The organism is Microbacterium sp. 77mftsu3.1, from assembly GCF_900100525.1.
Taxonomy (GTDB): domain Bacteria; phylum Actinomycetota; class Actinomycetes; order Actinomycetales; family Microbacteriaceae; genus Microbacterium; species Microbacterium aquilitoris.
This window is the reverse complement of record NZ_FNCR01000006.1, coordinates 212,980-239,465: the sequence shown is the minus strand read 5'-3', so window position 1 is coordinate 239,465 and position 26,486 is coordinate 212,980. Positions and strand designations below refer to the sequence as shown.

Here is a 26,486-nt window from a genome sequence, read left to right as displayed (position 1 = left end):
CGTTCTCGCGGAGGTGTGCCACGGCGACCGCAACGTCAGGGTCGGCTGGCTCGTCCGGGACGGTCACAGGACTGCCGCGGCCGCTCGGATGACGCGGACCTGGTCACGAAGCTCGTTCTCGAGGTGAAGCAGGGCGACCAGCTCGCGTTCGTCGGCGTTCGCCGCCGCGACCAGCAGCGCTTTCCATCCGCGCATGGGGTCGGCGTTGAACTCGGCGACGGCGTCGGTGACGGCGTCCACCTCATGGGTACGGAGGCGTCCGTGGGTGAGGACGACCGTGCCCAGGGCGGTGGTGTTGGTAGTGATGGCGATCTCGCTGTTCACCGCGCCGTCTTGGCGGTGGATGGTGAGGAGCCTTCCGAGAGACTGGCCGTCCACGAGGGCGTAGATGACGCCGTCGATGAGGTGCTCAGCGATGGGTGCGACATTCATGCGGCGACCGGCCGGCGGATGAGGTGGTCGGGGGTGATGGAGACGATGACCTTGTCCTCACGGATGTCGTCCATTCGGAGGCCGTACTCGTCGCGGATGATGTCGCGGAGCTTCGTGGCGGCGGCTTCGGCGCGCTCGTCGATGACCTGCGCGGTCGCTTGGGCGGCGAGGTATCCGACGGCGGTGACGATCGCGGCGATCGGGCTGGCGGTGACCGCGGTGACGATGAGAGCGCCGATGGTGCCCAGCTGGGAGATGTCGCGGATGCGGCGTGCGAGCGGTTCGCGGGCGGCGCGGGCGATGAGCTGGGGGTGGCGGGCGTAAACGACGTCGCTGACGTCGTTGGACAGGTCGATGCCGGTCATGGCGGGGTCGGGTCGTCTCATACCCCTCCCATGCGCGGTCGCTACCGGCGGCGGAACCCGCGGAGGTGCCCCTTGTAGTCGATGGCGGGGAGCCCGCGTGCGCCCTCGGTGATGTCGGGTGCGAGGTAGCGGGGAGAGGTGATGTACTCCCGGCCGTCGTCGAGGGTGACGATGTGCCGGCGGAGTGCTTCCGAGCTGGGGTGGGTGGCCGGGCGGACCCGGGTGATGTGGACGTAGAGGCTCATGTCTGCGGTATGGCTTCCGTTGCGCGCGAAAGGGGCGGACGGTGTCCACCCCTTGGCGTTGTTGCGTGGTGAGCTCTGAGGCTACAGCCGGTCGGCTGAGCGGCTGCCCTCAGTTGGAATGCCGGAACCGGAGCCACTTCTCCCGGTCGGCCTCAGCGGCGAGGAGGCGCCGGTGTGCGGCGTCGAACTCACGGTCGGCGAGGTCGTGCAGGAGCTTCTTCCACCCGGCCTCGATATCAGCGTTGAATGCGTCGACCGTCACCTGGATGATGTCGGGGACCTTCCGGGAGGGCACGAAGTCGCGGTACAGGGTGACGCGGTGCGCACCTTCCATGTGCGGCGCGACGGTGACGACGGGGTGCTGGGACGCTCCGATGCGGCTGACACGCGCGCGGATCTCGGTCGGCTCGGTCAGCCGCATCCCGTCCTCGGTCATCGGGAGGTACAGGAGGCTGTCCAGGCGCAGGAGGTCAGTCATCGGGGTCCTCTTCGGTTCGGGTGTATCCGTAGTGCTCGTCGGAGTCGAGTCCGCAGCGCACGCAGTTGTACCGGTACCGATACGCGGCGATGACGGTGATCCCGCCGGATGCGGTCGCGATGGAGTCGTCGCGGGTCTTGATGGGGTTGGCCATGTCCCACGTGTGGATCCGCAGCCGGCATCGGATGCTTGCCGGCTTGGTCACGTGCGCTCTCCGGTCGAGCTCGGCCGCGATGCGAGGTACCCGTCGAGCTGCTCCTGGTCGTGCTGCCGCCACTTCCGGGCGTTGGCGAGACGCTCCTGGACGCGCTCGAGCTGGTCCTCGAACTCTTGCACCTGCCAGATCCCCTCCTGCACGCGGCGGCGCAGGCGCTGCTCAGTGGGGTCGGTGACCTGGGTTGCGACGACGTCGCCGGTGGGGCTGTCGTCCGATGCCTGGGGCGCGGGCGCTCGCTTGGCGCCGATGACCCGTTCGACCAGGTCGTCCACCGTGTTGGACGGCAAGGTGACCACGACGGTTCCGTTCGGGTCAAAGCCGGCCTTCTCCTCATCGCCGGGACGGTAGAGGACGGAGACAACCTGCTCGTTCGAGATGAGGTTCTCAGTGCTGGTCGGGAACTCGCCGTCGTACGGGTCGGCCGAGTCCAGGTACGTCCAGTTGCCGCCCCCGTTGTACTGGAACGGGTACTCCTCGCTCGCCACCTTGACGACCGCGCCGACGGGGAGACCTGCGGCGTCGCCCGGTGCGATGAGCTCTTCGGCGTCGAGGAGGATCCCGATGCCTGGGGTGACGTTCCGCCGACCGAAGCCGGTGAGGAGGTTCTCGAGGTACCCGGGGTGCTTGGTCTCTTCGCCGTTGTCGCGGTCGGTGGGGTCCATGAGTGCGTACTCGCGCCCGAACTTCATCCACAGCTTCCGGCGGCGCCCGTGGGACACCTCGGGTCGGGTGACCTCGATGGTCAGGACGAGAGCATCGTCGGGGACGGCGGCGAAGTCGGCTTCGGTGCGGAGCAAGGTGACGGTCATGTCGCCGCCTATGCGCCGGCGCCCGCGGCGACCCAGGCCTCACGGACCTGCTCTGCGAGCTCGAACGCGTCCTGAGACCAGTCGTCGGGCATCGTCATCTCCGCCCACGCCATCTCGCCCCACGCCTTGTCCTCGACGGATGCGAGGAACAGCATCTTCGCGATCGCTTCCAGCTGCTTGTCGGTGGGCTGGGCGGCGCGGCGGGCGTGCTCGGCGAGGTAGGCGTCGAAGCCTTCCAGGCGGGCGAAGTACGCGGCCTTGAAATCGAGGCCGTCCCCGGTGAGAGCGTAGGACTCGCGGATGTCGGCGGTGATCTTGTCGAAGTCTGTCTGAGACATCCGGGAGAGGGGAACGTCGGGGAGGTCGAGGTCAGCAGAGGGCATGGCTGTTCCGTTCAAGGCAGGAGTGTGGAGGGTTCGAGGTCGGGGACGGTCTTCACGATGACCGGGGCGCCCCCGTGGTGCTCTACGTTGTGGTCGCGGCAGGACTGGGCAGGGACGGACGCGCCCGACCACGCGATACGGCGGAACCGAGGATGGGTGGGGCACTTCGCTTCGTGCGCAGACCCGCGCTTGGCGACGTAGGCAGCTCCCTCGGCGGTTGGCCGGGGGTGAGCAGCGCGGTAGTCGGCGACGACGTCGAGGTACGCGTAGTGGGCGATGGCCATGGGCCGGTGCGTGTCGAGGTGGATCCAGCGGATGTTCGCCGGGAACCGGTCGAGGTCCGGCTGAGGTCCTGACGCCACGATCGCGGCGTTGTGCTCGGCGACCGCGGCGCGATACTCCCGCCACGCGGCAACGACGTCGCCGGTTGAGACGGGGCGGTCAAGGACGGTGGTGCTCATACGCGCGCTCCCCGCAGCTGCTCGGCGTAGCGGTGGATGGTGAGGCTGTCGGACATCTCCGCAACGCGGTCGAGTTCGTGGACGACGCTCGACCGGAAGGAGTGGGCCTGGTGGTCGGCGTCCTCGACGGCGCGGAGGGCGACCTGTCGGAGGAGTTCCATCAGCTCCTCACCCGTGAATCCCTTCGCGGCCTCGCGTTTGACGCGGGCTGCCGTTGCGTCGGGGGTGATGAGACCGCCCGATCGAGGGGACACCCGGTACAGCAGGGCGCGGGTGATGGCATCCGTCGCGACCTGCTCGAAGCGGGCGAGCTTGATGTCGGCGGGTGAGAGCGCTTCGGGTTCGACGGCGTCTGTGGTGGTCATGGGACCTACATGCGCGGTCCCGGTGAGTCAGATGACCGGCGAGGTGGCGGGCGCCGTGGTGGGTGCCGCGGCCGCGGTGGCGATGACGGTGAGGGTGGGGTCGGCGAGGAGCGCGTCGATGAACTGGTCGACGGCGAACCGTTCATCGTTCCGGGCGTCCACGGCCGGGTCGTCGCCGCGAAGTGCGTACGAGCGCGGGGTGTCGGGCTCGATGACGGGGAGCGCGCGGTCGAGGACTGTCTCGAGGAGGGCGCGGATGGTGTCGTCGTTCGGGATGGTGGTCACGCCTGGTTCACCTCGACGAGTGCGGCGAGCACGGCGCGGGTCCACGCTCCCGGGTCGGAGTGCGACCACGGGCGACGGGTGCCGTAGGTGACGCAGTTCTGCGGGTAGGAGACGCACGCGCAGAGGTCCTGGTGGGTCTCCGCGTCGAGGATCTCCTCCGCGCGCTCGGCGACAAGGTCGGTGGTCTCCTCGTCGGCGGGGAGGGTGACGACGGTGCCGGGGGCGATGGGCGGCGTGCTCACTTCACGGGACATACCGACTCCATGCGCGGTCCCCTGCGTTGGGGGTGACGTCTCAGCCGACGACGCGGATGCCGTGGCGAGCTGCGTGCTGACGGATGGCGCGGAACCCCTCGGCTGCCTGCTCCCTGCTCGTGTACAGCTCGAGCGTCTCGCTGTTAGAGACGGCGTCGCCCCCGAAGCCTCGGTGGATCGTCACCTGCCCGTCGGCCGCCAGCGCGATTCCGGAGATGGAGGTCCAGGTGGCTGAGTTGCCTGCAAGGGTGATGTCTTCGTTCCCAACACGGAGGAGGGCCACCTCGCCTCTGACGTAGCGTCCAGCCTTGGCGATGCCCTCGTAGCGCCCGATTGCAGTGACGACCGAGAGTACTGAGACGAGTATCACCATGATGTCCCAGGGCATAGAGGCGGCCGTCATGACCGCGACGACGATGATGGAGATGATCGAGCCGGCCAACAGGATGATGCCGATGCCCCGCTGCCGGGCCTTCACCCTGGCGGCGCAGATGCCCTTGTCGGCGTGGACGATGACCGACGACGGGGAGCTACTCATGCCCGCCCTATGCGTCGGTGTTCCGGTGCTGGTAGCAGCGGTCGCCGGCGTTCTTGACGGGCCGGTTGCAGTGCCACATGTGGCCGAGCTCGGCACGGCTGTGCTTTCGGGCGGCGCTGAGCCCGCCGTGGTGGCAGGGGAAGCCGCACACGTGCTTCGGCGGGCGGTAGGCCCTCATCGCCGGCCAGCTGTGTCAACACGGCCCCGCTCGCGCACCCACGCCTCGAACGCGGGGTTGCGCAGGCACGCGGGATCCCGGCGGCCGCGGATGAGGTCGATGGCCTTCTGTCCAGTGGTGACATCCCCGGCTTGGAGGAGGGCTGCGGCGATGATGAGGCTGGACCGGTTCACCCCGGCCTGGCAGTGAACGAGGGTCGGGCCCATCGCCCGGGCGTCGTTCACCCAGGTGGCCAGGTCTTCGACGAGGTCGAGCGACTGGTCCGGGTCGTCGAACATCGGGGCGTCGAGTCGGCCGGCGAGCTCATGGTGGATCTCGTAGTCCTCCCACGGGTACAGCGACAGCTTGTACTGGATGAACTCCGGGAGGATGAGCCCGGTCTCCACTCCCCCGTGCCAGAGGCCGGGGACGACCTCGGTCATGAACGGCATCGTGAGCCGGTACCGGCCTCCGAAGTTCGCCCACGCGTTCAGGCGGCGCTCACGCGGGTCGGTGATGGTGGGGTCGCCGCCGAGGGCGTACGCGGTCGGGTCGTACGTCATGAGGCGTGACGTTGGGCGAGGAGCGGTGCGACGGACTGGGCAAAGGCTTCGGTCTCCTCGTCGTCCAGTTCAACGCCGGTCTCCCGCACGAACCGGTCGACCCAGCGACGGGCGCCGGTGAGGTCCAGCTCCCCATCTGTGCTGGCCTGCGTCGCCGGTGAGGCGGTCGCTCGCTCGGAGAGCCTTTGGTAGATGGCCGCGGTGATGGCGAGCCCGAAGGCTGCGACGAGGAGCCCAGCGGTGAACACGGAGGCCGCTTGACGCAGCGGGTCGTACATCCCGTCCGGCCCGAGGGGTCCGGTGAATGCCCACGCGAACGCGAAGGTTCCGGGGAGGATGGCACCGACAGACGCTCCGATGGCGCCCGTGCGGAGCTTGTCGGCAACGCTTCGGCGTGCGGCAGCGCGGCGAGTGTGCGCAGACACGGCGGGGTCAAGAGAGGTCGTCATGCCCTGTCCATGCGCGGTGGCCCGGTTTCCGGGGGACGCGAGGATGGGCGCATAGCGTGAGCATGCTGCCTATCGCTGCGAGCGTCGCGCCCCTCGTCCAGTACCTCGCCATGGGTGCGTGGGGAGTACTCGTTCTCCTCGGCATCGTGTTCACCGTCGGGCGCTTCCGCACCTCCGCCGGGCAGGGGTTCGCTACCCTCACCGTCGCCATTGCCGGCATCGCCGCGTCCGGCGTCGTCGGGGTAATCGCCGTGGGGCTCGCTCCTGACGCTCGCATCGACGCGATCGAGCAGACATACGGGGTCACCCTCACCCGCGGTCAGCTCGAGGAGCTCGGCTACGGCGCACAAGCGAACGTGAAGAGCGACGCCGGTGAGTACACCCTCGGGTCCACGCGCCACCGCTCCCTCGGCAAGGTGCACCTCGTCTGGGATGGGCAAGAGCTCCTGCGACTCACCGACGCCGATGGAACAGAACTCCCCCGAATCTGAGTGCGAGCCCGCGGAGTTGCTCCGTGTCGGCGGGGCGCGCCATGATCAGGCTCGTGCCACAGAGTCTGCCGCCCATCCGTTCCGACTATGACGAGTTCCCCGAGGCGGCCGCAGCAGCCCGCCGGGAGCCGCTCATCAGCGACTGGGGGTGGGCGTTCATCATCCTCGTCGTCTTCCTCATCGGCGCAGGAATCTGGACAGCCATCGACGGCGGCCGCGATAACGGCGCTGGGAAGGCGAGCCTGGCGTGCGAGAACGCCGTCCGCGCGAAGCTGAAGTCCCCGGGGTCAGCGTCGTTCGACTCGACGGTGCTGACCACGGACGGGAAGACTCCCTCCGGCGTTCAAGGAACCGTCCGAGCGGAGAACAGCTTCGGCGCGGTCGTCCCGTCCACGTACCTCTGCTCGGTGGACCCCGGCGAAACCGTTCGCCTGAAGTACGTGGAGTAGCCCTCGGGAGCGATAACCAGCCGTCAGCCGACGGCAGCGGTAGCGGGCGTCAGCGTGACGCACGCGGCGAACGCGAGACCCGCGACGAAGGCCACGAGCATTGTTCGTCTGCGGGCGTGACGGCACGGATCGTTCATGATGTTCCCCCTGATGGCGCGCGGCCCCCTGCCGCACGTCGACCAAGGTAGAGCATCCGATGTCGCCGCGGTGGAGCGTTGACGTCGGTCCTGGCAGTTCGCTAATTGCCGCGGCGCGCCCACGCTTTCCACTCGGCAACGTTGCGGGACGTGACGACCGGGATCCCGCGTGCCTCGGCTGCGCGGGCGACGGCGGTGATGGCGCCGGTGGCGACGTCGGCGGGCAGGTAGGCGTCGAGCTGGAGGTTCCACACGGCCCGGCCCGCGTCGACGAAGTCGATGGACACCTGATCGAAGGTCATCGGAGGGAACAGCGCGTCGCCGGGGTGAGGCTTCCTGCCGCGGAAGTCGATGACGTGCACCTCGGCGATGTCACCCCAGGTGAGCTCGGAGGAGCGCACACGGATGAGCTCGTCGGTGACGACGAGGAGGGGCTCGCCATCGCGCACGTGTGCGAGGGCGCGGTCGTTCCTATGCCGCTGCAGGAGTGCACGGACGAGCCAGATGAGGGCAAGGGCGGTGAGCCCGAGCGGTATCCACGCGGTCCGGTCGAACTGCAGCACGAGGAGAGTGAACCCAGCAGACAGGAAGGACGCACCCAGCGCCCCGTTCACCCACCAGTCATACAGGCGTTCGGACGCCGCGATGAACTGACGCGTGGAGGAGAAGGACTGCACACCGCGCTATGCGGGATGGTCACCCGACCCGTTCGCGCCCGGTGAGCATCCCGAGGGTGAGGCCGTCGTCGAGCTTGTCCCAGACGGCGCGGAGGCTGGCGGTGTCCACCATCCACATCGCCATCGGCGCGTGGGCGTAGTCGGAGCGGAACGCGGGGCACATCATCGCGGTCATCCGCGCGCACGCGGGATGGGTGAGGCCGTGGTCCATCTCGACGTCCAGGCGCTCGTCGGCGACTCCGGGGGCGGCGACACCGGTGGAGATGCCGCACCGATCGCCCGTGACTTCGAGGCCGCACACCATGCAGAGGAAGCGCTCCTCGGTCTCCCGGGCACGGTCGAAGTCGAGCGCAGCGGGCTGGGACACGGACGCCGCCACGTACGGCGCCGGCAGCGTCTCGAACCCAGGTGCGGTCAGGCGAGGGCGCGGGAACCCGCGGGGCATCGCGTTGCCTGCAGCCTCGGTGTTCGCGCGCTCCTCGGCCGCGTCCAGAGCGCGCTGCAGCTCGTACTGCTCGGTAAGGGTGCCGGCGCCGCTCACGACTGGGACATCATCGTCTGCGCCGCGGCGTACTCCCCCGGCTCCCAGATGGTCTCCTCGATGACGGTGTAGCCCTCCTGGTAGGCGGCGGTCGCCTCGTCGGCGTCGCGGAACACGTCGACGACGTCGCCGGGCTCGTTCTGGACGATGTAGATCTCGGGCTGGCGCTGTGCGCGGTCGGCCTCGATGGCGCAGCGGAGGAACTCGGCGAGCGCTTCCGGGCTCATGCTGATGGACGCGTCGCCCTTCGCGATGATGGTGGCGTGCTCGATCGCGATCTCGCGGGGCGTCTTGATGGTCACGGGGTGCTCCTCAGGTCGAGTGGGTTCCGGTGCGGGAATGGCCTGCGTTTCAAGTGCGGCCAGACGGGAGAGCACCTTGCGCGCGTGCGCCTTGTGCTCCTCGGTGACGAGCGGACCCCAGTCCCAGAGGTCGCAGAAGAGGAGATACTCGGCTGGGCGAACCTCCACCAGGAGTCGGATCTCCTCGCGGTATGAGACCAGGATCATGTTCGGGTCGTTGTGCTGGGCGCTCGTCTTGCTGGCGTACAGCTTCGGGGCGTTCACGGCCATGGGGTGCTCCTCGGAATCGAACAGGTACGACCTCTCCATGCGCGGTCCGAACCGTTCTGGTGACCGCAGTCAGGCGGCGCCGAAGCGAGCGTCGTGGACGCCCTCGAGCCGGTTCAAGACCGCGATGAGGTGCGCCTTCGCGGCTACCCGTGTGGCGTCGTCGAGGGTAGCGTCGACGAGGTCTATGGCGTGCTGTGCGTCGTAGGACTCGTCGGGCTCGATGAGGCGGTTCAGCCAGACGCCGGCGGCCCACCACAGCGACTCAGGGTCATACGAGCAGTACTCGCGGAACGCGAGCAAGTACGGGTTCGGCTCGATCGTCTGGGTGACCGCGTACTCGTCGCGAGGCGCGTGGGAGACGTACACGGGCCAGCCTTCACGGCACCCGGCGATGAGGTAGCCGTTGGGCAGCCGGGTGACGGCCTCGGCGGGGTGACGGTACCGGGGTGCGGCGTTCTCGGTGTACGGGAGCGGGTCACGGTTCAGGTCTCTCGCGGCCTTGCTGGCGAACATGGTCGTCATCTTGGTCACGCCTTGCCTGCGATGCGGAGCATGCGGGTCAGGACGAGGCGGGCGTGCTCGAGCTCCTCCGCGGTGAACAGGTGGAACGCCCCGGCGTCATCGGTCCAGCCGCTGTTCCCGTAGGGGCCGTTCACGATCAGCAGAAGCTCGTCGAGGTGACTCTCGACGGGCTCGAAGCCGAGGGATGCGACCTTCTCGCGGTGACGGCGGTGGGCGAGCAGGATGGGGTTCGCGGGATGCGTCTGCGCGTGGCCGAACTCCGGGCGTGGGTCCCACATGAGCGCGTGCCTGTCACCGTGGCTGAACATCGAACGGAGCGGGCCGTCGGTCAGCCGCTCGGTGCGGAGGTGCTCGGGCCAGACGTACGGGAACGGGTCTGCGTTCAGGCGCGCCGGGATGCGGCTGGAGAACATCTTCACGGCGGTCGCTGTGGTCATGGTCGCTCCTCTGGGTCGGGGTGGTGCACCCTCTCCATGCGCGGTCCGGTGCCCGCGAGTGACCGCGGTTCAGGCGGCGTGCGCGGCGGCCTCAGCGTTCGCGAGGCGGGTGAGGACACGGAACGCGTGGGTCTTCATCTCGTCGCCGTAGTGACGCCAGTCGTACACGTCACCGGTGGTGAGGTACGTGACGTAGTGGGCGGCCTTGCCGCGGTAGGCGGTGCGGCGGAACTCCACGAGGATGAGGTTCGGTTGCAGGTGCTGGGCGTGATCGAACTCGGGCCGCGGGTCGTGCCGCCAGATGGCCGGGTTGAGGTTCTCAGCGTGCCGGTTCCCGACGCCACTCACGAACGGTTCGGGGTCGTGGTTCAGCTGACGCGGGGTCTTGCTGGCGAACATGGTCGCGGCAAGGGTGGTCTCGGTCACGGTGTTCCTTCGGTCAGGATGGCACCCCATCCATGCGCGGTGCGCTCCCCGTTCTCGACCGTGCGGGGGAGGTAGCGGAGTAGATTCGGAACACGAGGAGGTACGGCGATGGCACTCACGAAGCAACAGCGCCGCACAGGTGTCGCGGAGTCGTTCGCCACCCTCCGACTCGCGGGGATGCAGCCAACCTCCGCCGCTGAGCGTGACGCCGACGACTACATCGAGGGTCGTCGCACCCTTGACGAGATCATCACGGACGTCGTCGCTCGACACACCCGTGCCTGACTTCGTCGACCCTTACACATACCCGTGCTCGGCGGCGGTCAGGTGCTGCGTACCACCGCGAGCACAGCGCGGGTCGCATCGTTTACGAGGGCCGCGAACCGGGCGGACTGCTCGGGGTTGTTCAGGTCGAGGTGGATGTCGTCCTCGAGTCGGTCTTCGAGCGACGACCAGATGGCATCGCGGGACCGAACGAACAGCGGGTCGCTTTCGGTGAAGTACCGCGAGATCGAAGCGGCGAGGTGCCCCATGTGAGCTTCGGCGTGCGCGTCGTCCTCTGCCCACTCTCCGAAGTTCCCGGTCTCCTCATCGAGGACGTACGCCTCGCCCGGCGTGTACGGAATGACGAGCACTGTCGGGCGCTGGGGGTCGCGCCACTCACCGTTCTCGGCGGCGAGTTCTCGGAGGTGGCGAAGGTCGGCTTCGTCGGCTCGGCCGAAACCGGTTGTGGCAGAGATGGCGGTCATGCGGTGCCTATGCGTACAAGCGCAGCGTCCTGAAAGTGGCGGGCTACCGCGGCTGTACGTGACGAGCGGTCGCCGGCTCGGTCATACTCAGCCGTATGAGTACCGTGCGCTACGAGACCACGATCCGCATCGACCCTGGACACGATCACCGTGACGACATCCAGCCCGGAGACGACCTGCAGGAGGGCCGGGCGATGGGGCTCGGCGTCATCTTCGAGCTGTTCGCGGACGAGACGATGCTGGCGTGGGCAGTGAACACCGGATGGTTCCATCGTCCAGTCGAGACGGACTACTTGGTGCAGGGTCCGCAGCAGCGCGCCAGCAAGCCCGGCATCGACCGCATGTTCCGGTACAACATCGCCTCCTTCCCGAAGCCGCTGTACGTCAGCGTCCTCACGCCGACACGGCAGTGGGATATCGAGCGTGACGACATCCGCGACGAGCTGATGGACGCGTTGACACAGGACGGTGAGGGGGCGGTCTTCGAGATCCTCAAGCGGGTCCATCGCGAGCACGTCGCGTAGCGCCAGCGGGTCGCTCGGCGCCAGCCGCCGCGAGCGTCAGCGAGCCCACGCCGGCGCGCCAGCGCTCCGGCTCGTCGCTTCGCTCGGAGCTCTCGACGTGGGGTGCGGTTCGGGGGCCCATAGTAAGAGAGCTCACTCCCTCCCTCCTCCCTTCTCTCCCTCTCCTCCCTCGCGCCTGCGGCGCTCGGGTGGTTCGGTCGTTCGGTCGTTGGTCGGTCGTTCGCTTCTCCGCTTCGCGTCGATGTCGCTTCGCGCGGTGTGGGGCGTTGTGTGTCGTTCTGGTCGTGATGGGCGGTGCGTGTCGTTGTGGGGCGTTCTGGTCGTGATGGTCGCTGTGTCGTCGTGTGCCGGTGTGCGCCGTGATGATCTTTGTGGGCTCCGGCTTCGCCGTCGCCTTCCCGGGTTCTGTTCCCAGGGTTGCTGTCTGTTCCGGGGTTGTGTGGTGCGTCGCGCTGGCTTCGCCATCGCAGCTCCCGACCCTGCTTCGCAGGCTCGTCCGCTTCCGGTGGTGCAGCTGTGAAGGTATGCCCAGTGGTGTACATGGTGGGGTTCCCAAATCCGTTCCGGAGGATGGCTGATGGTGAGCTGATTCCGAGGAAGAACATCTCGTTCATGACGTGGCGTACAGCACCGTTCTGACCGTGATGACGAGATGAACATGATGGAGCGAACTGGTCCAGGACGCACCATGATGAGCAGGCACCTGCGACACGCCGGCACCACCCTCGAACACCACCCCGTACATCCATAACGGGCAAGACGAAGCAGCAAGGACCAGACCGCGACGACGCGGTGGTTCCAGCTGCGAAGCGCGGCACCGCAGGTGACGCACGTGAGTCACCCGTCCCATCGGGTGGCGAACAGCGAACTCCCCCATGACGTGGCGAAGGCCAGGGCATGGGGACGAAGACGAGGTGCCCGTTCAGGGTGCCTCGTCGAGCCCGAAGAACAGCACCAGACCCGGTACGCACCGTGAGGAGCAGGAAGCGACGGCATGCCGGTGCCGACATCGAGAACGCAGCCCAAGCGGAGAGAACGATCTGAGGCACCAAGGGGCATGACGGCGCAGCCTGAACCGAACAAAAGTGCGGAACGGGACTGGGGATGGCACAGAGGGGGAGCGGGCACGGCGGCCTCACGCTCACTGGATGGGCGGAAAGCGCACTTTCGCCGCAGGGTAAATCGTGTCGGGACGCCCCGCTTTTTCTGACGCCTCTCCCCTGAGCGCGACCGAGCCTCGGTCATCTGTCCGAACGGGCCCCGCGACATCGCGAAAGGGCCCCATGCTCACCTCGACCGCCTACCGCTTCACGACCGCCGGCTCCCTCGAAGCCAACCCGACACTGCTGCGCCAGCGCGCGTCCGTGGCGTTGTCGATCGCGCCGACGGGGACGACGTTCCTGACGCGCCGTGAAGGCGAGATGCTCGCCCACTACCTCGTGTTCCCGGGGGACATGGCTGACGAGCCGATCAACGCTGCGAAGGCCGTCGCCGCGCGCTGCGAGCTCACCGACGCTCCCGACCTGTCCGCCTCCGCCGCGGTCGCGGTCCTGCGGATGCCGGCCGATGGTGTGCCGGGATCCAACCCGCAGATGAACGCGGAGATCGCCGCCGTCGTCGACGCCGCATCGTCCGCGCTCCGCGACGGTGAGTGGGTGGCGTGCGCGATCCGGAAACCGTCCACCGGCGAGGTGGTCGCGCACTCGAAGTGGCTGTCGCAGTACGGGGTGAACACGCACCACTCGAAGGAGGCGAACGCGGTCATCCTGTCCCTGTGGTCGGGTGCGGATTCGACAGGTCAGGCGGAGAGCCTGCTGCAGCAGGTAGCAGGCGCGCTCCCCGGCTTCGACATGCCCCGCCGTGCGGGTTCGGTCACCCCCGCCAGCACTCGTCTCGCGTTCGGTGGTGTCGCCGTCGCCGGTGCCGGATACGCGCTTGCGCCGCAGTTCGTGGAGGTGGTCCTGCCGTACCCGCAGCTGGGTTGGGTCGCTACCGGTGTCGGCGGCGCCGGCATGGCCCTGTCGCTGCTGGACAAGCTCCCGTCGCGGCAGAAGAAGATCCGTCAGAAGCTCGCACTCGGGCTTGTCCCCGTCGCGTCCCGCCGCATCGTTCCCGCCGCCGGCGCGCGCCCTCAGAAGATGAACGCGGAGGGCGTCATCACGCAGACGGCACGCAACGCTGCGTACCCGCTCAACAACGAGGGCTACCTCGTCGGCGCGATCTCCCCACTGACACTCGTCGCCCCTCACGCCGGTGCACAGTCCGGTGGCGGGACGACAGCCACCCGCAGCGTCCCACCGCAGCTCATCAGTGCGCTCGGCCCCCTGTTCGGGTACGGACCCGGCGGGCAGCCGGTGCACCTCACCGACGAGGGCGACTGGCGCGGACTGGTCGCACTCGGTGAGGCCGGGTCCGGCAAGTCCGTCCTCCTCCAAGGCGTGTGGGGATACGACGCCGCACGCAAGACCGGGCAGGTCTCCCGCCCCACCGGATCCTTCAACGCGCAGGTCGCCTTTGACACGAAGGACGGCCGGACCGCAGCGGAGTACATCGCATGGTCCGAAGCAGCTGGCCAGCCGATCCTCCGCACTCCCGATGACCTCACCGCGTGGCTTGCCGGTGACAAGAAGGTCGCCCCCGTGGTCGTGCTCTCCGTCGCCGACCAGACCGCGACCCTCGGAGTGGAACTGTTCCCCGGGAAGGGCGACTCGATGAACCGTGCACGCCGCGCGGTCAACGCTCTCAAGTACGTGTTCGGGGCACAGTCCATCGGCCCGGAGTCCTTCGCCACTCTCAGCCGCGTGCTCGTCGGCGCGTTCGCCGTCACCGACAAGATCGCCACCGAGGCGGAGGTGGAAACGGGCCGGTCCGCGTTCTTCTACGCCGGCATCCTCCTCGGCACCCGCGGGGACGAGAAGGGTGTCCGGCTGGCCGAAGCGATCCGCTCCGCCGGTGAGCGCGACGGGAACGCGGATGCTCTCACCGCAGCGGGCGTTCTCGCCCCGGTGTACGACCCGAAGGTGACCGCCGCCGCCCGGTCCCGTCTCACGCAGGCGCCGCAGAACAAGATGGAGCAGATGCTCGCCGCGGAGCAGTGGTGGTCGCGTCCGTCACGTCCGGCGTGGGCGTCGCTGCTCGAAGCGAACGCGTCCATCGTCGTCGACTTCGGCGCGAAGGACGGGTTCCTTATGGACGCCGAGCAGCGCGAGCAGCTCGCGTCACTGATGCTGTACACGCTGCACGAAGAGATCAAGCTCCACTGCGTCGGATGGCAGGAACGGAACCGGCTCGTTTCCATCTACGCCGACGAGCTCAAGCACATCGCCGGCACCAGCCCCGAGGTCATCAACTGGGCACGCCAGGACGGCCGCAGCTTCGGTGTACGCCTGGTCGTCGCGACCCAGGAGCCGGAGCAGCTCGAGGACTCCGTGCGCAAGACCGTGATGGGCCTCGGGACCCTCGTCGCGTTCCGTCAGGCCGACGCCACCGTCATCCGCGCCGTCCTCGACAACATCTCCGTCGACGGGACCGACTGGGAGGCGAAGGACATCGCTCAGCTGACGAAGTACCACGCCATCGTCCGCACCCACGATGGCGGTACCCCACTGACCGCGTTCACTGTCCGGCTCGCGTTCGTGACCGCGATGCGAGGCGAGGAGTTCCTCACCGCACAGAACGCGATCGCTGGTGTCGGTGCGACTACTCCGACGTGGGCAGCGCCGGCGGCCGCGGACGCGGGAATCTCGTTCGCGACGTTCGACCCGGATGCGAAGGACGCCTGATGGTCGAGCTGACGCGCGCACCCTCGCGCACGCCGTTCCATCCGCGCCGGTCGGCGCTTCGAGCTGACCCGTTCTGGTCCGGCATGTGGCGCACCGGCTCTATCGGTGACTGGTACTCCGCCGACGACTTCCGCGCGCTCCGTGACGCTGGCCTGGTGAAGAGCCCGGCGTGGCTGTCGATGAGTGTGGAGGATGCGGCTGAGCGTGTGCTCCTCCCCCGCAACCGGGAGACGATCCTGCGGGTGCTCGCCGCTCTCGACCAGTGGCGGACGATGACCGTCGAGCAGGTTGAAGCTCTCACTGACACCCCGAAGATCGCCCACGGCAACGCGTCCATCATCAGCGTCATGTGGAACGCGGGGCTCATTGAGATCTGCGAGCTGGGAGCGACGTTCAAGCAGGGCGACCGTCACCGTGAGGGTCTGCTCATCCGGCCGACCAAGCCGGGCGCTCTGCTGCGCGAGTTCGAGAAGACCCTCTCCTACGCCGAGTGGGTGTCCGCCACCGCCGGCCTGGGGTTCGACGCTGACCGCCAGTTCGCCCGGCACAACGTCCTCGCCACCGACCTGGGCCTTCGGACCGCAGAGCTTGCGAACGTCGGGTGCGTGCTCGGGGAGAAGCTGTCGTCGATGGCGATGCTCGCCTACTCCGGTGTCGGCGCGGACGTTCCCACCTCCGGTGTCGCCAACGGTTCGGACCTCACCCTCGTCCGCCCCGACGGGCTCCGCATCGCGGTTGAGGTGACCGCGTCCATCAGCGGCGGCTGGTTCTACGAGAAGGTCGAGAAACTCGTCCGAGTCCTCCACCGCCGCCCCCTCGCCCAGACCGGGCTCTGTGTCCTGTTCGTCGTCGCGCCCCGCCGGGATGCTGCGTCCACCGAACCGCGCGAGATCCTCCGGAAGGTCAAGCGTGACGTGCAGAAGGCGGTCCTCTCCTACCCGGGAACGGCGACGGACCCGACGTCCGCGCGGGTGGCGGTCACGAGCTGGCCGGATCTGTTCCCCTCCGCCACCGAGGTCGCCGATGACTTCCGCTACCTCCCCGTGGAGCGCCCGACCGGGCCGGGGTACATCGGTGACCCGAACGCGGAGAACGTCTGGGAACGGACGCAGATGCTGAACCCTGACGCGGTGCCGTTCACCCCGGATGACCCGGCGGCGATGACGGCGGTCATGGAGAACGCGTCCGGGCTTCGCGGTGTCCCGCACATGCTCCGCGGGAAGGTGCGCCCGGTCCTCTCCGACATCGTCCTCGAACGGTTCGGACTGCCCGAGCTGGTGCAGGTCGACGGCACGAAGCCGGTCACCGAAGCGCGGGGTGCGGCGGGTGCGGCGGGAATCCCGGCACGCCTGGCGTACTGAGGTCAGCTCAGCACGAGGAGGGTGCCGCGGCGGTGGATGGTGCCGCGGGTGACCGAGTCGGCGATCGCCTCGGTGACGTCGCCGGCGTCCACGTCGTGCATCCGAGCGATGGCATGGATGACGCGGCCCTCGTCGGCTTGCCCCTCCGGGGTGGCCTGGAGGAAGAGCTTCACGTGTGCCTCGAGCGGGCTCGGTGCCGCGAGACCCGGCTGGGATGCGAGCGCTTCCAGCGTGAGGCGTGTTGCCTCTAGGGGCGTCGCGGCACTCACGGCCTGGGATCCGGTCGAATCGTGTCCGGCGTCCTCCTCGAGCGCTGCGGTGAGAACCTCCTGGGCGGCGTCCCTCGCGCACATGCGGACGAAAGGGTCGTCGTAGTCCCCGTGGGTCCAGTCGTCGGTGTGGTCCAGTTCCGTGAGGGCGCGCCCGGCGCGGTCCAGCGCCGCTGCACTCAGCATGCTCGTCGGATGCCCGGGGACCGTGGGGGTGGGGAGGCCGCGCGCAGCGATCGCAGCCTTCCGGTGCAACGCGGCGAACATGTCCTCGTCCACGGCCCCGTGGCCCGGGTAGATGGTGAGCATGCGCGTGGAGCGGGCAACGCGGGCACGTGCCTGCGCGCGGAGAGCCTCATTCGTGATGGCGATGCGGCTGAGGGTGGCGCGCGCCTCGTCGAGGGTCTCGTAGACCGTGCGGGATGCGACGGTGTCGAGTCCACCGCCGGAGGGGTAGTCGATGTTCCAGCGGAGGTCGATGGTGATGCTCTCCGGGAGGGGGATGCGGGAAGCCTCGTCCGGGTAGAACTCGACGTGCTTCGCCTGGGCTGCTTCACGCTCGCTGATGGCGTGGGCGAGAGCTTCGTCCTCCCAGTCGAACTCCGTCCGTGTGCCGTAGTGGCCGGGAACGGCCCAGCGCGTTCGGGTGATGGTGGCCCCGGCGGGGATGGCGGCGGCGGAGTCGAGCCCAGTGGTCTTCATGCCGGATACATGCGCGGGCGGGGAACGAGCGGAGGCCGCCCCTGCGATAGGAACGGCCTCGGATACTCCTTCTGCCTCTGGCAGGCGAGCTGGACGACCTATGCGCGCTTCTTCGGCTTCTGCGCAGGACGGTTCTGCCGCTCCTCCTTCTGGCGCTTTCGCCGCTGGGTGGCCTTCCACTGCTCGGTGAACGGGAACGGGATCCCGAGCCGCTTCGCCTCAGCCCGGTGGGTCTCGCGTTTCGAGCCACCCCGCCCTCGGTCGAAGTCCAGGCGCGCGCAGGCACGCCCGACCGTGGCGTAGCAGACGGGACACGTCTCGGTGTTGTACTCGAAGTTCCGCGCCCCCACGGCGACCAGCCGCCCACCCATCGACCCGCCGGTCGCACCTTTCGTCATGACCCTCACCGTAGCGGCGGCCGGGGACACCGCCAGCGCGACCAGGTCGGGCTCACGGGATGTGGACAGACCCGCGCGACGATTCCCGACGCGGCGTAAGGTTTCCGCACATGGACGATGGCTTCGACGATGCAGCGCAGCCTCACTGCGAGCGGTGCGGGACGGTGATGAGGGACTGGGTCGGCGGGTACAAGTGCTCTCACTGCGACATCGTGGTGCTCCGTACCGCCGTGCGGTGACCTCAGGCCAGGGCGACGATCCCGGCGCCGGTAACGCTGATGGTGCCGAGCCCCTTCGCTCGGGTGAGGCCGTACTTGACCTCGGCCATCGGCAGGCGGTGCTCGCGGGCGGCTGTGTCCAGGAACGCTCTGAGCGGCATCTGGCCGTCATGGTCGAGCAAGGTCTCGCGGAGGTAGCCGGCGAGCTCATCCAGCCGCTCGACTCGGGCATCGAATGGGAGAAGGTCCACGGGGGTCAAGGTCACGCGTCTCTATGCGTCGGCGGTCGCCCCTAGGCTTCGGCTATGAACCGCAGCACCACCGTCTCCACAGCCACGATCGTCGCCCTCTCCCTTGCCCTGTTCACCGGGTGCTCTTCCACGCCCGCCGCGACCGGTGGCACCGGCGCTGGGCCGAAGGACGCGCCGGCCGCGACCCAGGAGGCACCGGAGCAGGAAGAGGCACCTGCTCCCATCGACCTCGACGGCGAATGGAAGCAGGTCAACTCAAAGGACGCGAACTCCTACCAGTGGGCCACCATCAAGGGCGACACCATCGTGATCGACTGGGTCAACGACGCCGAAGACATGAAGGCCACCTATTGGGTCGGAACCGTCGAGGAGCCCGCCCCGGGATCCGACCCGTTCACCTGGGAGTCGACGCGCGACACGTCCGAGAGCGGGCTCCTCGCCTCGACCGACGACACCAAGAAGTTCACCGTCACCGACGGCATCCTCACCTACGAGCTCTCCGCGATGGACGTCACGATGACCGTGGAGATGGAGAAGCAGTAGCGGCCGGCCGGTGGCGCGACGAAGCGATTGGGGGATACTTCGGGCGCCACCGGCGGCCACGAGCGCTCGAGAGCGCTTCTTGAGCTGCAGCGCACCCGAAGCGCTGCAACAAGTTGGACTCAGTCCAGGAACTTGGGGGAACCCTGGATCCGGTCCAACAACCCCCATTCTGCCAATCTTGGCCAAGGATCGCCAACCAGCACTTGGCTGGAGAGAGCCCAGTGTTTTCAAGGCCCCGGGGGCCTCAGCCAAGCTGACCAAGTAGTAGTTGTATTACATGGAAAGAAAAAAGTAAGTAGTAGAGGTAAGGGGCCCCCAGAGCACTCTCTTTTCTCTCTTATGGATACCCTCCTGCGGTTGGCAATCTTGGCAGCCCCATAAAAAAGAACTCATGACCTGGGGTAAACACCGATTTCGACCTTGGTTTGACCTTGGCATTTTGCCAAGCGTCCACCTGGCAGTCTGGCAATAACCCCCGGTCAGAGGCCGATTTTGTTCCGCGCTGTACGAGCTTGGCTCCGGCGGGACCCGCATCCAGGCCCGTTTCGCATCCGGCCTGACGCGAATCGCTCCGCTCCCGCGCGTCCATCCACCCCGAGGTTCACGCCGTCGCCGCGCACATGAGTGACGCACCCACCTGAGGCGAAGGACCGACGTGACCACCATCAGCACCGCTAGCGAGAGCGCACGCGAAGGAGCGCGCGAAAAAGCGACCGGACGATTCGGCGATCAGCAGCACTCCGCCCCCGAGGTCACACTCACCGACGGCACCATCATCCCTCCCAAGCAGCTCGGCATCATCGGCATGGGCCCCGCCTCGGAGAACTCCTTCGCCGAGAAGGCCGACCGCTCCAACAACGACGGCATCCCCACCCGTCCCCTCCGCCCGTACCTCGCGCTCACCCCCGGCGACGATGACGAGTTCTTCGACGCGCCGGTCGGGTCGGAGCTCCACGTCCGCGAGAGGGTCCAGGGCGGCGAGCGCACCCGCCGGTACGTCCACGAGATTGGCGCCGACCGCCAGACCGTCTGGCGCGAGCTCGCCGAGCACAGCGAGGCCGTCATCGCCGAGCACGCTGCCGGTGACGTCTGGGCGTCAATGTTCGAGGACACCGGCCACATGCGAAGCGCGCGCCTGCACACCCCCGTCGGCGTGCTCTACTCCGACCGCACCCACTACGTCACCCGTGACCGCGTCGACATACCGATGACCCTCTCCCACGCGAAGTGGAACCTCAGCCACGCCAGCCGCATCGAGCTCGTCTCCGCCAGCCAGTTCGGCGACACCCGCGAGGACGGCATCCCCGCCGCCCGCTCGAAGTTGATGGACGTGCACCTGAAGGGTGACGTCCTGAGCTACGGACCCAGCAACGGGTCTGCCCCCAGCCGCAGCATCGACCTCTCGAAGGTTCAGCTGTTCACCCGTGACGGCAACATCGTCATCCGCAAGGAGACCGACCCCGGCTACGGCTTCGAAGAGACCATCCGCATCGCCTACTGAGGACCCCATCATGACGCACACCGCATTCGACGAGACCCAGCACATTCGCGACACCGGCGGGCGCTTCGACCGCAAGGACCAGACCGCCCCCGAGGTCGCCCTCAGCGTCCCCGCCGACGAGAAGCCGGCCCGCGAGCGGAACCCCGCCAACGCCGGGGCGAGCGTGGAGGACGGCGAGCGTGTCCTGTTCGTTGAGGAGTACGTCAACAGCCACCTCAAGGTGTGGAAGAGCCCGGTCGGTCTCACTGAGACTCGACGCGCGGTGAAGAACCGTCGCGGTGAGACCGACGGCGCGTGGCGCATCGTGCACCTCGACTGGGACTCGGTCCCGCCGGCATCCGGAGGTGCGCCCCTCGCTGTCGAAGGTCCGAAGGACGGCCGACCCCTGCGCATCGTCGTTCGTCAGGGCTGCCCCGACATGGAGATCCTCAGCGGCAACGTCACCATCGTCGGCGGCGGCCACGGGTACGGCATCACCGTGAAGGAAGGCGCCCGCGTGAAGGTCGTCGCCAGCGGGGAGCGCGAGAAGTTCTCCATCACCGCTGAGAAGGGTGCCATCGTGGACTTCTACGCGAAGGAGGGGACCCGCGGCTACCAGTCCATCGAGGACGGTGCCCACTTCCGTCTCCACGGTCGCGCCGACGGCGTGGGCCTGTCCACCGACCCGGACTTCGCACGCGACTGGATGAGCGCATAGCGAGAGCATGTCCCCCGACGACGAGACTGCTCACCGCTACGCGGAGTACCCGCCCGCCTCGCGTGTTCTCCTGCACCTGAGCGACACGCACCTTCGGGCTCCCGGACCGAGGGCGTTCGAGAGTGTGGACCCGGCCGTCAACCTCGCCCGCGCGCTCGACGCGATCGAGGCCTCCGGCATCCGGCCCGACGGGATCGTGTTCACCGGGGACCTCACCGACCTCGGCGAGGCGGACGCGTACGTCCAGCTGCGCGGCATGGTCGAACCGTTCGCAGCCAGCCTCGGCGCGCCGGTCCACTGGGTGATGGGCAACCACGACGACCGCGAAGGCCTCCGGAACCACCTGCTGTACGAGACCGCGGACCCGACCGCCCCGGTGGATCGCGTGGACGACATCGACGGGCTCCGCCTCATCACCCTGGACACGAGCGTCCCTGGTCACCACCACGGGGAGCTCAGCGACGACCAGCTCGTCTGGGTCACAGATGTCCTGCGGACGTCTGCTCCCTTCGGCACGATCCTCGCGATGCACCACCCGCCCGTCCCGAGTGTCCTGCCACTCGCCGCCACCGTCGAGCTCCGAGACCAGCGCCGCCTCGCCGCCGTCCTCCGTAGCAGCGACGTCCGCGCCATCATCGCCGGGCACCTGCACTACTCCACGTTCGCGACCTTCGCCGGCATCCCCGTCTCCGTCGCCTCCTCCACCTGCTACGCCCAGGACCTCACCGTCCCCGTCGGCGGGACCCGGCCTATGGACGCCGGACAGGGCTACAACCTCGTCCACGTCTACGCAGACACCATCGTCCACTCCGTCGTCCCCCTCGCCGCCACCCCCACACTCGAGCACACCGATGCGCGCGAAGCACAGCGGCGCCTCGAGGTCGCGGGGATACTCGCCGCGCCGCGCACACGGTAGACGACCCCACCGAAAGGCCCGCCATGACCGACCTCACCCCCGCCCAGATCGCCGAGCGCGAAGCCGCACGCGCCGCCAGCGGCGAGTTCGGCACCCACGAGCGGACAGCACCGGAAGTAACCATCAAGCCCCACGACGGCTACCCGAACGCTGCCGTCCACCAGTTCGCGAACCTCCTCCGGGAGCGCGGCGAGGACGACGCCATCCAAGCCGCCATCTGGCTCCGCGAGCACGGCGAGGATGATGCCGTCGCGCAGGTCGTCGGGAAGCTCCTCGACCGCTTCGAGGACATCGCGAAGGACGCCGGCACCGCACCCCTCGACGGTGACGCGGCCGACCGGTACGACTGGGACAACGAGCTCCCCCGCCAGCTCGCCGCCATTCTCGAAGACCGCGGCTCCCGCGAGGCCGCCGCGTGGGTCCACGAGAACGAGTGGACCGACGAGTTCTGGGTCGAAACGCACCACACCGTCGACCGCCTTGACGAGCTCGCCGCCTACGACCGCTGACGCCGCAGGGTAACCGGCGTGACCAGCACTCCCCCGCTCCCCTCCCTCGTCGTCGCTCCCCGCCGCCGCTTCCGCGGCCAGGTGAAGTTCCTGCTCATCGAACGCGAGGTGGGCCATGACGTCAGCATCGAGTTCCCCCGCGGCATCCGCACCAGCGGTGACAGCATCCACAGCGCGGCCGAAGCCGCCCTTCTCGCCGAGACCGGCTTCGACATCACCGGTCGCGTCGTCGAGCTCGGCGGCCTTCGCTCCGGTGCGGGCGAGCAGACGGAGTTCACCGCCACCACGCTAGGCGAAGACCAGCTCCGCGCACACGACGTCCCGGTCAACACCCGTTGGGTGACCGTCGGCGAGATGCACGGGCTCCTCAGCCGCGGCCGCATCACGGACGCCGCGACCGTCGCCTCCCTGACCCTCCTGCAGGTGGCCGGCCTGCTCACCACCGTTTGAGTGACATGGACTTCACCCTCATCGCCTTCGCCGCCGTCGTCGCGACGATCATCGTCATCTCCCTCGCCGTCAGTTACGTCCGCTCTCGCCAGAACTACCTCGTCCCCGACGAGGAAGACCACGGCGCCGCGGCCGCACGGTCCGAGCGGTCCGCCGCAGAACTCGCCCGCGCGAGCGCTAAGTGGGTCGACGGCCGCAACAACGCCGGCGCACCCTGAGCCCGCCGCCGCGCATGCGGTGAGGGCGCACGCCGCGCACACGATAGACGACCCCTCACCGGAAGGCACCCATGACAGAGCTCACCCCCGAACAGCAGGCCGCGCGACGCGACAACGGCGAGTTCGGCACCCACGAGAACACCGGCCCCGAGCTGGAACTCGGCGGCAACGTCTACAGCGACCCCGCGACCGCCGCCACCGTGCGCGTCATCCTCGAGCGCTGGGACTACCGCGACAACGCGGAGACGATCGGCACCGTTGAGTTCGACGCTCGCGCGATCTTCGACAACGCGAGCCTCGACAAGCTGGCCTCCATGGACGACACCCTGGAGACCGACTGGATCTTCGAGGAGGCGCGCGAACACGGGCTCACTGAAGGTCACGACGGACCGTTCACCGTCGAGCTCCCCGAGGACTTCGAGGACTACCTCCGCCACCGCGAGGACAACGGGATGGTCGACCCGTACCCGTCCGCAGCTGAGCTCCTCGCCCTCGCGAAGACCGAGCACGCTCGCGAGAAGCGCGCCGAGGCTCTCGCTGAGGCAGAGCGTCGCCTCGCTGATGCCGGCACCGTGGCCAAGAAGGTCAGCGAGCTCACCCCGGGCGACGTGCTGGTCCAGAACCAGCATCGCCTCACCGTCGATGACGTCACCACTTCCTCGGCTATGCCGGGGTTCCTGATGGTCCAGACCGACTTCGGCTACCTCTACCTCGACCCGGACCTCGACATCGAGATCGAAGCGGAGTGACCCGGATCGAATGCCGCGCGAGCATCATGCCTCGCGCGGCATTCGCATCCCGCTAGGAAGGTCACATGCCTCCCACGTTCCGCGCTGCGGCGGTCGCGACTGCGACCGCGGCGATCGCCAGCGCGCTGACGGGCTGCATCGCTATGAGCCCCTCAGCAGAGGACGCAGCGGATGGTTCCCTCGTCTGGAGCGTGAACACCACTGCCGATCGTCTCGAGAAGCTCGCATGGGAGAAGCCCCCGGGGAAGGTGTCGCCCGAGGACATCACCGGTTCGCTCGTCGGGCAGTTCATTGCCCTCACCCCTCAAGACCAGGACGACCTCATCGCGACCGAAGGCGGTCAGTCGCGCACCGTGTACGCGATGGTCAGCGACAGGAACCGGACAGAGGTGTCGGCCTTCTTCCTCGCCGGCGGGACGAACGGCCTCGGTGGGCTCATGGCCACCCACGCCCAACGGTACGGGTGCGCGACCATCCGGTACGACTACGTCACTCGCGCTATCGACATCACCGACGACACCTGCCCTGCCTGGATCCAGGGCGACCGTGACAGCAGCGAGCTGTCCGTTATCACCGAGGTCATCCCCAGCCACCCCGAGGCGACGCCCGACAGGTGACACCGCGCATGGAGTGGCCATGACGCTCCTCGACGCGCTGCCGACCGCGGCTCCCACTCTCGAACTCCCCGTCCGGTTCTTCGCTCGGGCCGCGCAGGCGATGGTTGCCGCCCTCCCCCGGACGGCGGAGAAAGGCCGGGAACACCTCCACGCCGCCCGCTACACCGGTGAGGTTCTCATCGCCAGCGACGGCTACCGTGCCGCGCTGGTCGAGATCCCCCGTGCCGGCATGCAGCTCATCGACCGTTACGAGGTGAGCGATGACCTCGTCATCCCCTACCGCGCGCTTTTGTGGATCTCCCGCGTCACCTTGAACCCGAACCAGCGCCGCGCGGGCATCCCGCAGATGACCGACGGTGGGTACAGTGTCCGCCTGACGGTCTCCCTCGCACTCGTCGTCGCCGCTCTGGTCGGCCCCGATGGCGAGAACGTCGACGAGCAGGAGTTCCCGCCCGCATCGGACGTGACCTACCCGCCCGTGGAGAAGCTCTTCGACCGGTGGGAGGAGGGTGAACCCCACCTGCCCGTGTTCGACGGCGCGCACCTCGGGCCCATCGCCCAGTACGCCGCGAAGCACCCCCGCGGCGACCAGCGGCTCACCATCCGCCCCGGCAAGCCGCTCGTGCGCACGGGCCGTTCCACCGTCCCCGGCGCCGCACGCATCGACACGGCCGACGCGACGTTCCTCATCATGCCCGTCAAGGAGCGGTGACGCCGGCGCATAGCCCGGGCATGGACCACATCACTCTCCCGACCTTCGACCACCACGCCGCCGGAGTCCCGTTCGCCATCGCCGCTGGTGTCGCTTTCGCTTCAATGCTGATCGCAGGTGCCATCTGGGCGCGACGCGAAAAGCCGGCAGCTGCTCCCGTCTTCTTTCTGCTGGTCATCACCACCGTCGCACTCTGCCTCGGCGCGCCCATCGCGGTTGGGAACAGCCAAAAAGTTGAAGATGCCGCAGTCAGTGCGCGCTTCAGTTCGTACGTGTCCTCGATCGAGGACCGGTACGGCCTCGACCTCAGCGACGTCGAGGTGCGTGGCCTCGAGTTCCCCGACGCCAAGCCAGCCGAGGAGAAGCCGTTCGGCACAATCACGCTCCGCGACGTCTCGAACGGCCAGCTGACCACGAGCGACGTGACCCTCATCTGGAACGGCACCGGCTACGCCCTCGTCTCCAACGGTGACGACGGCTCCTGGACCGAGCTCCCCACCCGCTGACCGGCACGCATAGGCAGCGACATGGACTTCATCTCAATCCTTCCCGCGGCCGCAGCAGCGAACGGCCTCGTCACCGCTGCCTACCTCGTGCTCACGACGGGCGGCATCTTCGGCGCGGTCGGATTCCTTCTCACCGGTGGCCGCGCGCGGACAATCGCCATAGGCGTGACCGTGTCCCTGATCGTCTGCGCGTCAGGCTTCGCAGTGGCCCTTCTTGACAACCACAACCACAAGGCCGTTGACGCGGCCCACGCCAAGTCTGTCGCCGAGCGCGCCGACCGCTTCTCCGCCGAAACCGACGTTCGATACGGGATCGACCTGAGCGACAAGCAGTTCGACGAGCTCGCGTACCCGGACGAGAAGCCCACGAAGCCCGAGATTTTCGGGAAGACCGAAGCACTCGCCTACGACGGCGCCGACCTGACGGCCACCACCGTTCGCCTCGCATGGACCGGCCAGAACCTCGTGCTCCTCACCGACGGCACTCCCGGCGAGTGGTCGGAGCTCCCCACCCGCTGAGGTCGCAGGTGAGCGCCGTGGCGTAGCCGTGGTGCGAGCCTG

General features: G+C 68.3%; 42 protein-coding genes. 18 read left to right on the top strand and 24 right to left on the bottom strand.

What is annotated here, in order from left to right; translation table 11 throughout:
* Window positions 1-63: 63 nt before the first annotated feature.
* The 14 genes from BLR68_RS16155 to BLR68_RS16095 form a co-directional block, all read right to left on the bottom strand.
* Window positions 64-432, bottom strand: coding sequence for a hypothetical protein (locus BLR68_RS16155; RefSeq protein WP_018186106.1), 369 nt, complete (start codon window positions 430-432; stop codon window positions 64-66).
* Window positions 429-818, bottom strand: a complete 390-nt coding sequence (locus tag BLR68_RS16150; RefSeq protein ID WP_143015813.1) for a hypothetical protein — start codon at window positions 816-818, stop codon at window positions 429-431. The genes BLR68_RS16155 and BLR68_RS16150 overlap by 4 nt, the downstream gene beginning before the upstream one ends.
* Before the next feature lie 20 nt (window positions 819-838).
* Window positions 839-1,042, bottom strand: coding sequence for a hypothetical protein (locus BLR68_RS16145; protein ID WP_018186104.1), 204 nt, complete (start codon window positions 1,040-1,042; stop codon window positions 839-841).
* A gap of 109 nt (window positions 1,043-1,151) precedes the next feature.
* Window positions 1,152-1,520: a hypothetical protein gene (locus tag BLR68_RS16140; protein WP_018186103.1), complete on the bottom strand. Its 369-nt coding sequence runs from the start codon at window positions 1,518-1,520 to the stop codon at window positions 1,152-1,154.
* On the bottom strand, window positions 1,513-1,725 hold the full coding sequence (locus BLR68_RS17780) for a hypothetical protein (RefSeq protein ID WP_018186102.1): 213 nt from the start codon (window positions 1,723-1,725) through the stop codon (window positions 1,513-1,515). The genes BLR68_RS16140 and BLR68_RS17780 overlap by 8 nt, the downstream gene beginning before the upstream one ends.
* Window positions 1,722-2,546: a hypothetical protein gene (locus BLR68_RS16135; RefSeq protein ID WP_018186101.1), complete on the bottom strand. Its 825-nt coding sequence runs from the start codon at window positions 2,544-2,546 to the stop codon at window positions 1,722-1,724. The genes BLR68_RS17780 and BLR68_RS16135 overlap by 4 nt, the downstream gene beginning before the upstream one ends.
* Before the next feature lie 8 nt (window positions 2,547-2,554).
* Window positions 2,555-2,929: a hypothetical protein gene (locus BLR68_RS16130; protein WP_018186100.1), complete on the bottom strand. Its 375-nt coding sequence runs from the start codon at window positions 2,927-2,929 to the stop codon at window positions 2,555-2,557.
* Between the two features lie 11 nt (window positions 2,930-2,940).
* A complete protein-coding gene (locus BLR68_RS16125) occupies window positions 2,941-3,390 on the bottom strand; it encodes a hypothetical protein (protein WP_018186099.1) in 450 nt (149 codons plus the stop codon).
* Entirely contained in the window at window positions 3,387-3,755 is a 369-nt protein-coding gene (locus tag BLR68_RS16120; RefSeq protein WP_018186098.1) for a hypothetical protein, read from the bottom strand. Before BLR68_RS16120 ends, BLR68_RS16125 begins: the two co-directional genes overlap by 4 nt.
* 27 nt (window positions 3,756-3,782) lie before the next feature.
* Window positions 3,783-4,040 (bottom strand): hypothetical protein, encoded by a 258-nt coding sequence (locus tag BLR68_RS16115; RefSeq protein ID WP_018186097.1) that lies wholly within the window; start codon window positions 4,038-4,040, stop codon window positions 3,783-3,785.
* Complete coding sequence (locus BLR68_RS16110; protein WP_018186096.1) at window positions 4,037-4,294, bottom strand: hypothetical protein; 258 nt, start codon at window positions 4,292-4,294, stop codon at window positions 4,037-4,039. Before BLR68_RS16110 ends, BLR68_RS16115 begins: the two co-directional genes overlap by 4 nt.
* A 40-nt stretch (window positions 4,295-4,334) precedes the next feature.
* Entirely contained in the window at window positions 4,335-4,832 is a 498-nt protein-coding gene (locus tag BLR68_RS16105; protein ID WP_018186095.1) for a hypothetical protein, read from the bottom strand.
* Window positions 4,833-5,006: 174 nt separating this feature from the next.
* A complete protein-coding gene (locus BLR68_RS16100; protein ID WP_018186093.1) occupies window positions 5,007-5,552 on the bottom strand; it encodes a dual specificity protein phosphatase family protein in 546 nt (181 codons plus the stop codon).
* On the bottom strand, window positions 5,549-6,001 hold the full coding sequence (locus tag BLR68_RS16095) for a hypothetical protein (protein WP_018186092.1): 453 nt from the start codon (window positions 5,999-6,001) through the stop codon (window positions 5,549-5,551). Before BLR68_RS16095 ends, BLR68_RS16100 begins: the two co-directional genes overlap by 4 nt.
* 56 nt (window positions 6,002-6,057) lie before the next feature.
* On the opposite strand from BLR68_RS16095, the gene BLR68_RS16090 reads away from it, so the two are divergent.
* Both BLR68_RS16090 and BLR68_RS16085 read left to right on the top strand, forming a co-directional pair.
* Window positions 6,058-6,492 carry a hypothetical protein gene (locus BLR68_RS16090; protein WP_018186091.1) on the top strand — a complete coding sequence of 145 codons (435 nt, stop codon included), beginning with the start codon at window positions 6,058-6,060 and terminating at the stop codon, window positions 6,490-6,492.
* A 53-nt stretch (window positions 6,493-6,545) separates the two neighbouring features.
* Window positions 6,546-6,941, top strand: a complete 396-nt coding sequence (locus BLR68_RS16085) for a hypothetical protein (RefSeq protein ID WP_143015812.1) — start codon at window positions 6,546-6,548, stop codon at window positions 6,939-6,941.
* A gap of 238 nt (window positions 6,942-7,179) precedes the next feature.
* Here BLR68_RS16085 and BLR68_RS16080 read toward each other — a convergent pair whose 3' ends face one another.
* The 6 genes from BLR68_RS16080 to BLR68_RS16055 form a co-directional block, all read right to left on the bottom strand.
* Window positions 7,180-7,692, bottom strand: a complete 513-nt coding sequence (locus BLR68_RS16080) for a hypothetical protein (protein ID WP_143015811.1) — start codon at window positions 7,690-7,692, stop codon at window positions 7,180-7,182.
* 82 nt (window positions 7,693-7,774) lie between these two features.
* Window positions 7,775-8,296, bottom strand: coding sequence for a hypothetical protein (locus BLR68_RS16075; RefSeq protein WP_018186088.1), 522 nt, complete (start codon window positions 8,294-8,296; stop codon window positions 7,775-7,777).
* Entirely contained in the window at window positions 8,293-8,868 is a 576-nt protein-coding gene (locus tag BLR68_RS16070) for a hypothetical protein (protein WP_143015810.1), read from the bottom strand. The genes BLR68_RS16075 and BLR68_RS16070 overlap by 4 nt, the downstream gene beginning before the upstream one ends.
* Window positions 8,869-8,937: 69 nt before the next feature.
* Entirely contained in the window at window positions 8,938-9,399 is a 462-nt protein-coding gene (locus tag BLR68_RS16065; protein WP_018186086.1) for a hypothetical protein, read from the bottom strand.
* On the bottom strand, window positions 9,396-9,827 hold the full coding sequence (locus BLR68_RS16060) for a hypothetical protein (protein ID WP_018186085.1): 432 nt from the start codon (window positions 9,825-9,827) through the stop codon (window positions 9,396-9,398). The genes BLR68_RS16065 and BLR68_RS16060 overlap by 4 nt, the downstream gene beginning before the upstream one ends.
* Before the next feature lie 69 nt (window positions 9,828-9,896).
* On the bottom strand, window positions 9,897-10,253 hold the full coding sequence (locus BLR68_RS16055) for a hypothetical protein (protein WP_018186084.1): 357 nt from the start codon (window positions 10,251-10,253) through the stop codon (window positions 9,897-9,899).
* 108 nt (window positions 10,254-10,361) lie between these two features.
* Between BLR68_RS16055 and BLR68_RS18035 the strand changes: the two genes are divergently transcribed.
* Entirely contained in the window at window positions 10,362-10,538 is a 177-nt protein-coding gene (locus BLR68_RS18035; protein WP_018186083.1) for an antitoxin VbhA family protein, read from the top strand.
* A gap of 38 nt (window positions 10,539-10,576) precedes the next feature.
* Here BLR68_RS18035 and BLR68_RS16050 read toward each other — a convergent pair whose 3' ends face one another.
* Window positions 10,577-11,002, bottom strand: coding sequence for a hypothetical protein (locus BLR68_RS16050; protein WP_018186082.1), 426 nt, complete (start codon window positions 11,000-11,002; stop codon window positions 10,577-10,579).
* Between the two features lie 95 nt (window positions 11,003-11,097).
* On the opposite strand from BLR68_RS16050, the gene BLR68_RS16045 reads away from it, so the two are divergent.
* From BLR68_RS16045 to BLR68_RS16035, 3 genes are all read left to right on the top strand, one after another.
* A complete protein-coding gene (locus BLR68_RS16045) occupies window positions 11,098-11,526 on the top strand; it encodes a hypothetical protein (RefSeq protein WP_018186081.1) in 429 nt (142 codons plus the stop codon).
* 1,283 nt (window positions 11,527-12,809) lie between these two features.
* Window positions 12,810-15,308: an ATP-binding protein gene (locus BLR68_RS16040; RefSeq protein WP_018186080.1), complete on the top strand. Its 2,499-nt coding sequence runs from the start codon at window positions 12,810-12,812 to the stop codon at window positions 15,306-15,308.
* On the top strand, window positions 15,308-16,669 hold the full coding sequence (locus tag BLR68_RS16035; RefSeq protein ID WP_018186079.1) for a hypothetical protein: 1,362 nt from the start codon (window positions 15,308-15,310) through the stop codon (window positions 16,667-16,669). Before BLR68_RS16040 ends, BLR68_RS16035 begins: the two co-directional genes overlap by 1 nt.
* 2 nt (window positions 16,670-16,671) lie before the next feature.
* On the opposite strand, the gene BLR68_RS16030 is transcribed toward BLR68_RS16035, so the two are convergent.
* The 3 genes from BLR68_RS16030 to BLR68_RS16020 form a co-directional block, all read right to left on the bottom strand.
* Window positions 16,672-17,640 carry a hypothetical protein gene (locus BLR68_RS16030; protein ID WP_018186078.1) on the bottom strand — a complete coding sequence of 323 codons (969 nt, stop codon included), beginning with the start codon at window positions 17,638-17,640 and terminating at the stop codon, window positions 16,672-16,674.
* A 98-nt stretch (window positions 17,641-17,738) separates the two neighbouring features.
* Window positions 17,739-18,038: a hypothetical protein gene (locus BLR68_RS16025; RefSeq protein ID WP_018186077.1), complete on the bottom strand. Its 300-nt coding sequence runs from the start codon at window positions 18,036-18,038 to the stop codon at window positions 17,739-17,741.
* Between the two features lie 241 nt (window positions 18,039-18,279).
* The gene (locus tag BLR68_RS16020; RefSeq protein ID WP_018186075.1) at window positions 18,280-18,522 is read right to left on the bottom strand and encodes a hypothetical protein; all 243 of its coding nucleotides are present in this window, start codon (window positions 18,520-18,522) and stop codon (window positions 18,280-18,282) included.
* Window positions 18,523-18,561: 39 nt separating this feature from the next.
* Here BLR68_RS16020 and BLR68_RS16015 point away from each other — a divergent pair, with 39 nt between their 5' ends.
* The 12 genes from BLR68_RS16015 (at window position 18,562) to BLR68_RS15960 (ending at window position 26,444) form a co-directional block, all read left to right on the top strand.
* Window positions 18,562-19,050, top strand: a complete 489-nt coding sequence (locus BLR68_RS16015) for a hypothetical protein (protein WP_018186074.1) — start codon at window positions 18,562-18,564, stop codon at window positions 19,048-19,050.
* A 655-nt stretch (window positions 19,051-19,705) separates the two neighbouring features.
* A complete protein-coding gene (locus tag BLR68_RS16010; protein WP_018186073.1) occupies window positions 19,706-20,551 on the top strand; it encodes a hypothetical protein in 846 nt (281 codons plus the stop codon).
* Between the two features lie 10 nt (window positions 20,552-20,561).
* Complete coding sequence (locus BLR68_RS16005; RefSeq protein WP_018186072.1) at window positions 20,562-21,248, top strand: hypothetical protein; 687 nt, start codon at window positions 20,562-20,564, stop codon at window positions 21,246-21,248.
* 7 nt (window positions 21,249-21,255) lie between these two features.
* Window positions 21,256-22,164 (top strand): phosphodiesterase, encoded by a 909-nt coding sequence (locus BLR68_RS16000; RefSeq protein WP_018186071.1) that lies wholly within the window; start codon window positions 21,256-21,258, stop codon window positions 22,162-22,164.
* 23 nt (window positions 22,165-22,187) lie between these two features.
* Complete coding sequence (locus tag BLR68_RS15995) at window positions 22,188-22,673, top strand: hypothetical protein (protein ID WP_018186070.1); 486 nt, start codon at window positions 22,188-22,190, stop codon at window positions 22,671-22,673.
* An 18-nt stretch (window positions 22,674-22,691) separates the two neighbouring features.
* Complete coding sequence (locus BLR68_RS15990; RefSeq protein WP_018186069.1) at window positions 22,692-23,123, top strand: NUDIX hydrolase; 432 nt, start codon at window positions 22,692-22,694, stop codon at window positions 23,121-23,123.
* A gap of 5 nt (window positions 23,124-23,128) precedes the next feature.
* Window positions 23,129-23,341: a hypothetical protein gene (locus BLR68_RS15985; RefSeq protein WP_018186068.1), complete on the top strand. Its 213-nt coding sequence runs from the start codon at window positions 23,129-23,131 to the stop codon at window positions 23,339-23,341.
* A gap of 71 nt (window positions 23,342-23,412) precedes the next feature.
* Window positions 23,413-24,090: a hypothetical protein gene (locus BLR68_RS15980; protein ID WP_018186067.1), complete on the top strand. Its 678-nt coding sequence runs from the start codon at window positions 23,413-23,415 to the stop codon at window positions 24,088-24,090.
* A gap of 65 nt (window positions 24,091-24,155) precedes the next feature.
* Window positions 24,156-24,707: a hypothetical protein gene (locus BLR68_RS15975; RefSeq protein ID WP_018186066.1), complete on the top strand. Its 552-nt coding sequence runs from the start codon at window positions 24,156-24,158 to the stop codon at window positions 24,705-24,707.
* Window positions 24,708-24,726: 19 nt separating this feature from the next.
* Window positions 24,727-25,419, top strand: a complete 693-nt coding sequence (locus BLR68_RS15970; RefSeq protein WP_018186065.1) for a hypothetical protein — start codon at window positions 24,727-24,729, stop codon at window positions 25,417-25,419.
* Window positions 25,420-25,439: 20 nt separating this feature from the next.
* Window positions 25,440-25,925 carry a flagellar basal body-associated FliL family protein gene (locus BLR68_RS15965; RefSeq protein ID WP_018186064.1) on the top strand — a complete coding sequence of 162 codons (486 nt, stop codon included), beginning with the start codon at window positions 25,440-25,442 and terminating at the stop codon, window positions 25,923-25,925.
* 21 nt (window positions 25,926-25,946) lie between these two features.
* The gene (locus tag BLR68_RS15960) at window positions 25,947-26,444 is read left to right on the top strand and encodes a hypothetical protein (protein WP_018186063.1); all 498 of its coding nucleotides are present in this window, start codon (window positions 25,947-25,949) and stop codon (window positions 26,442-26,444) included.
* Window positions 26,445-26,486: the final 42 nt, after the last annotated feature.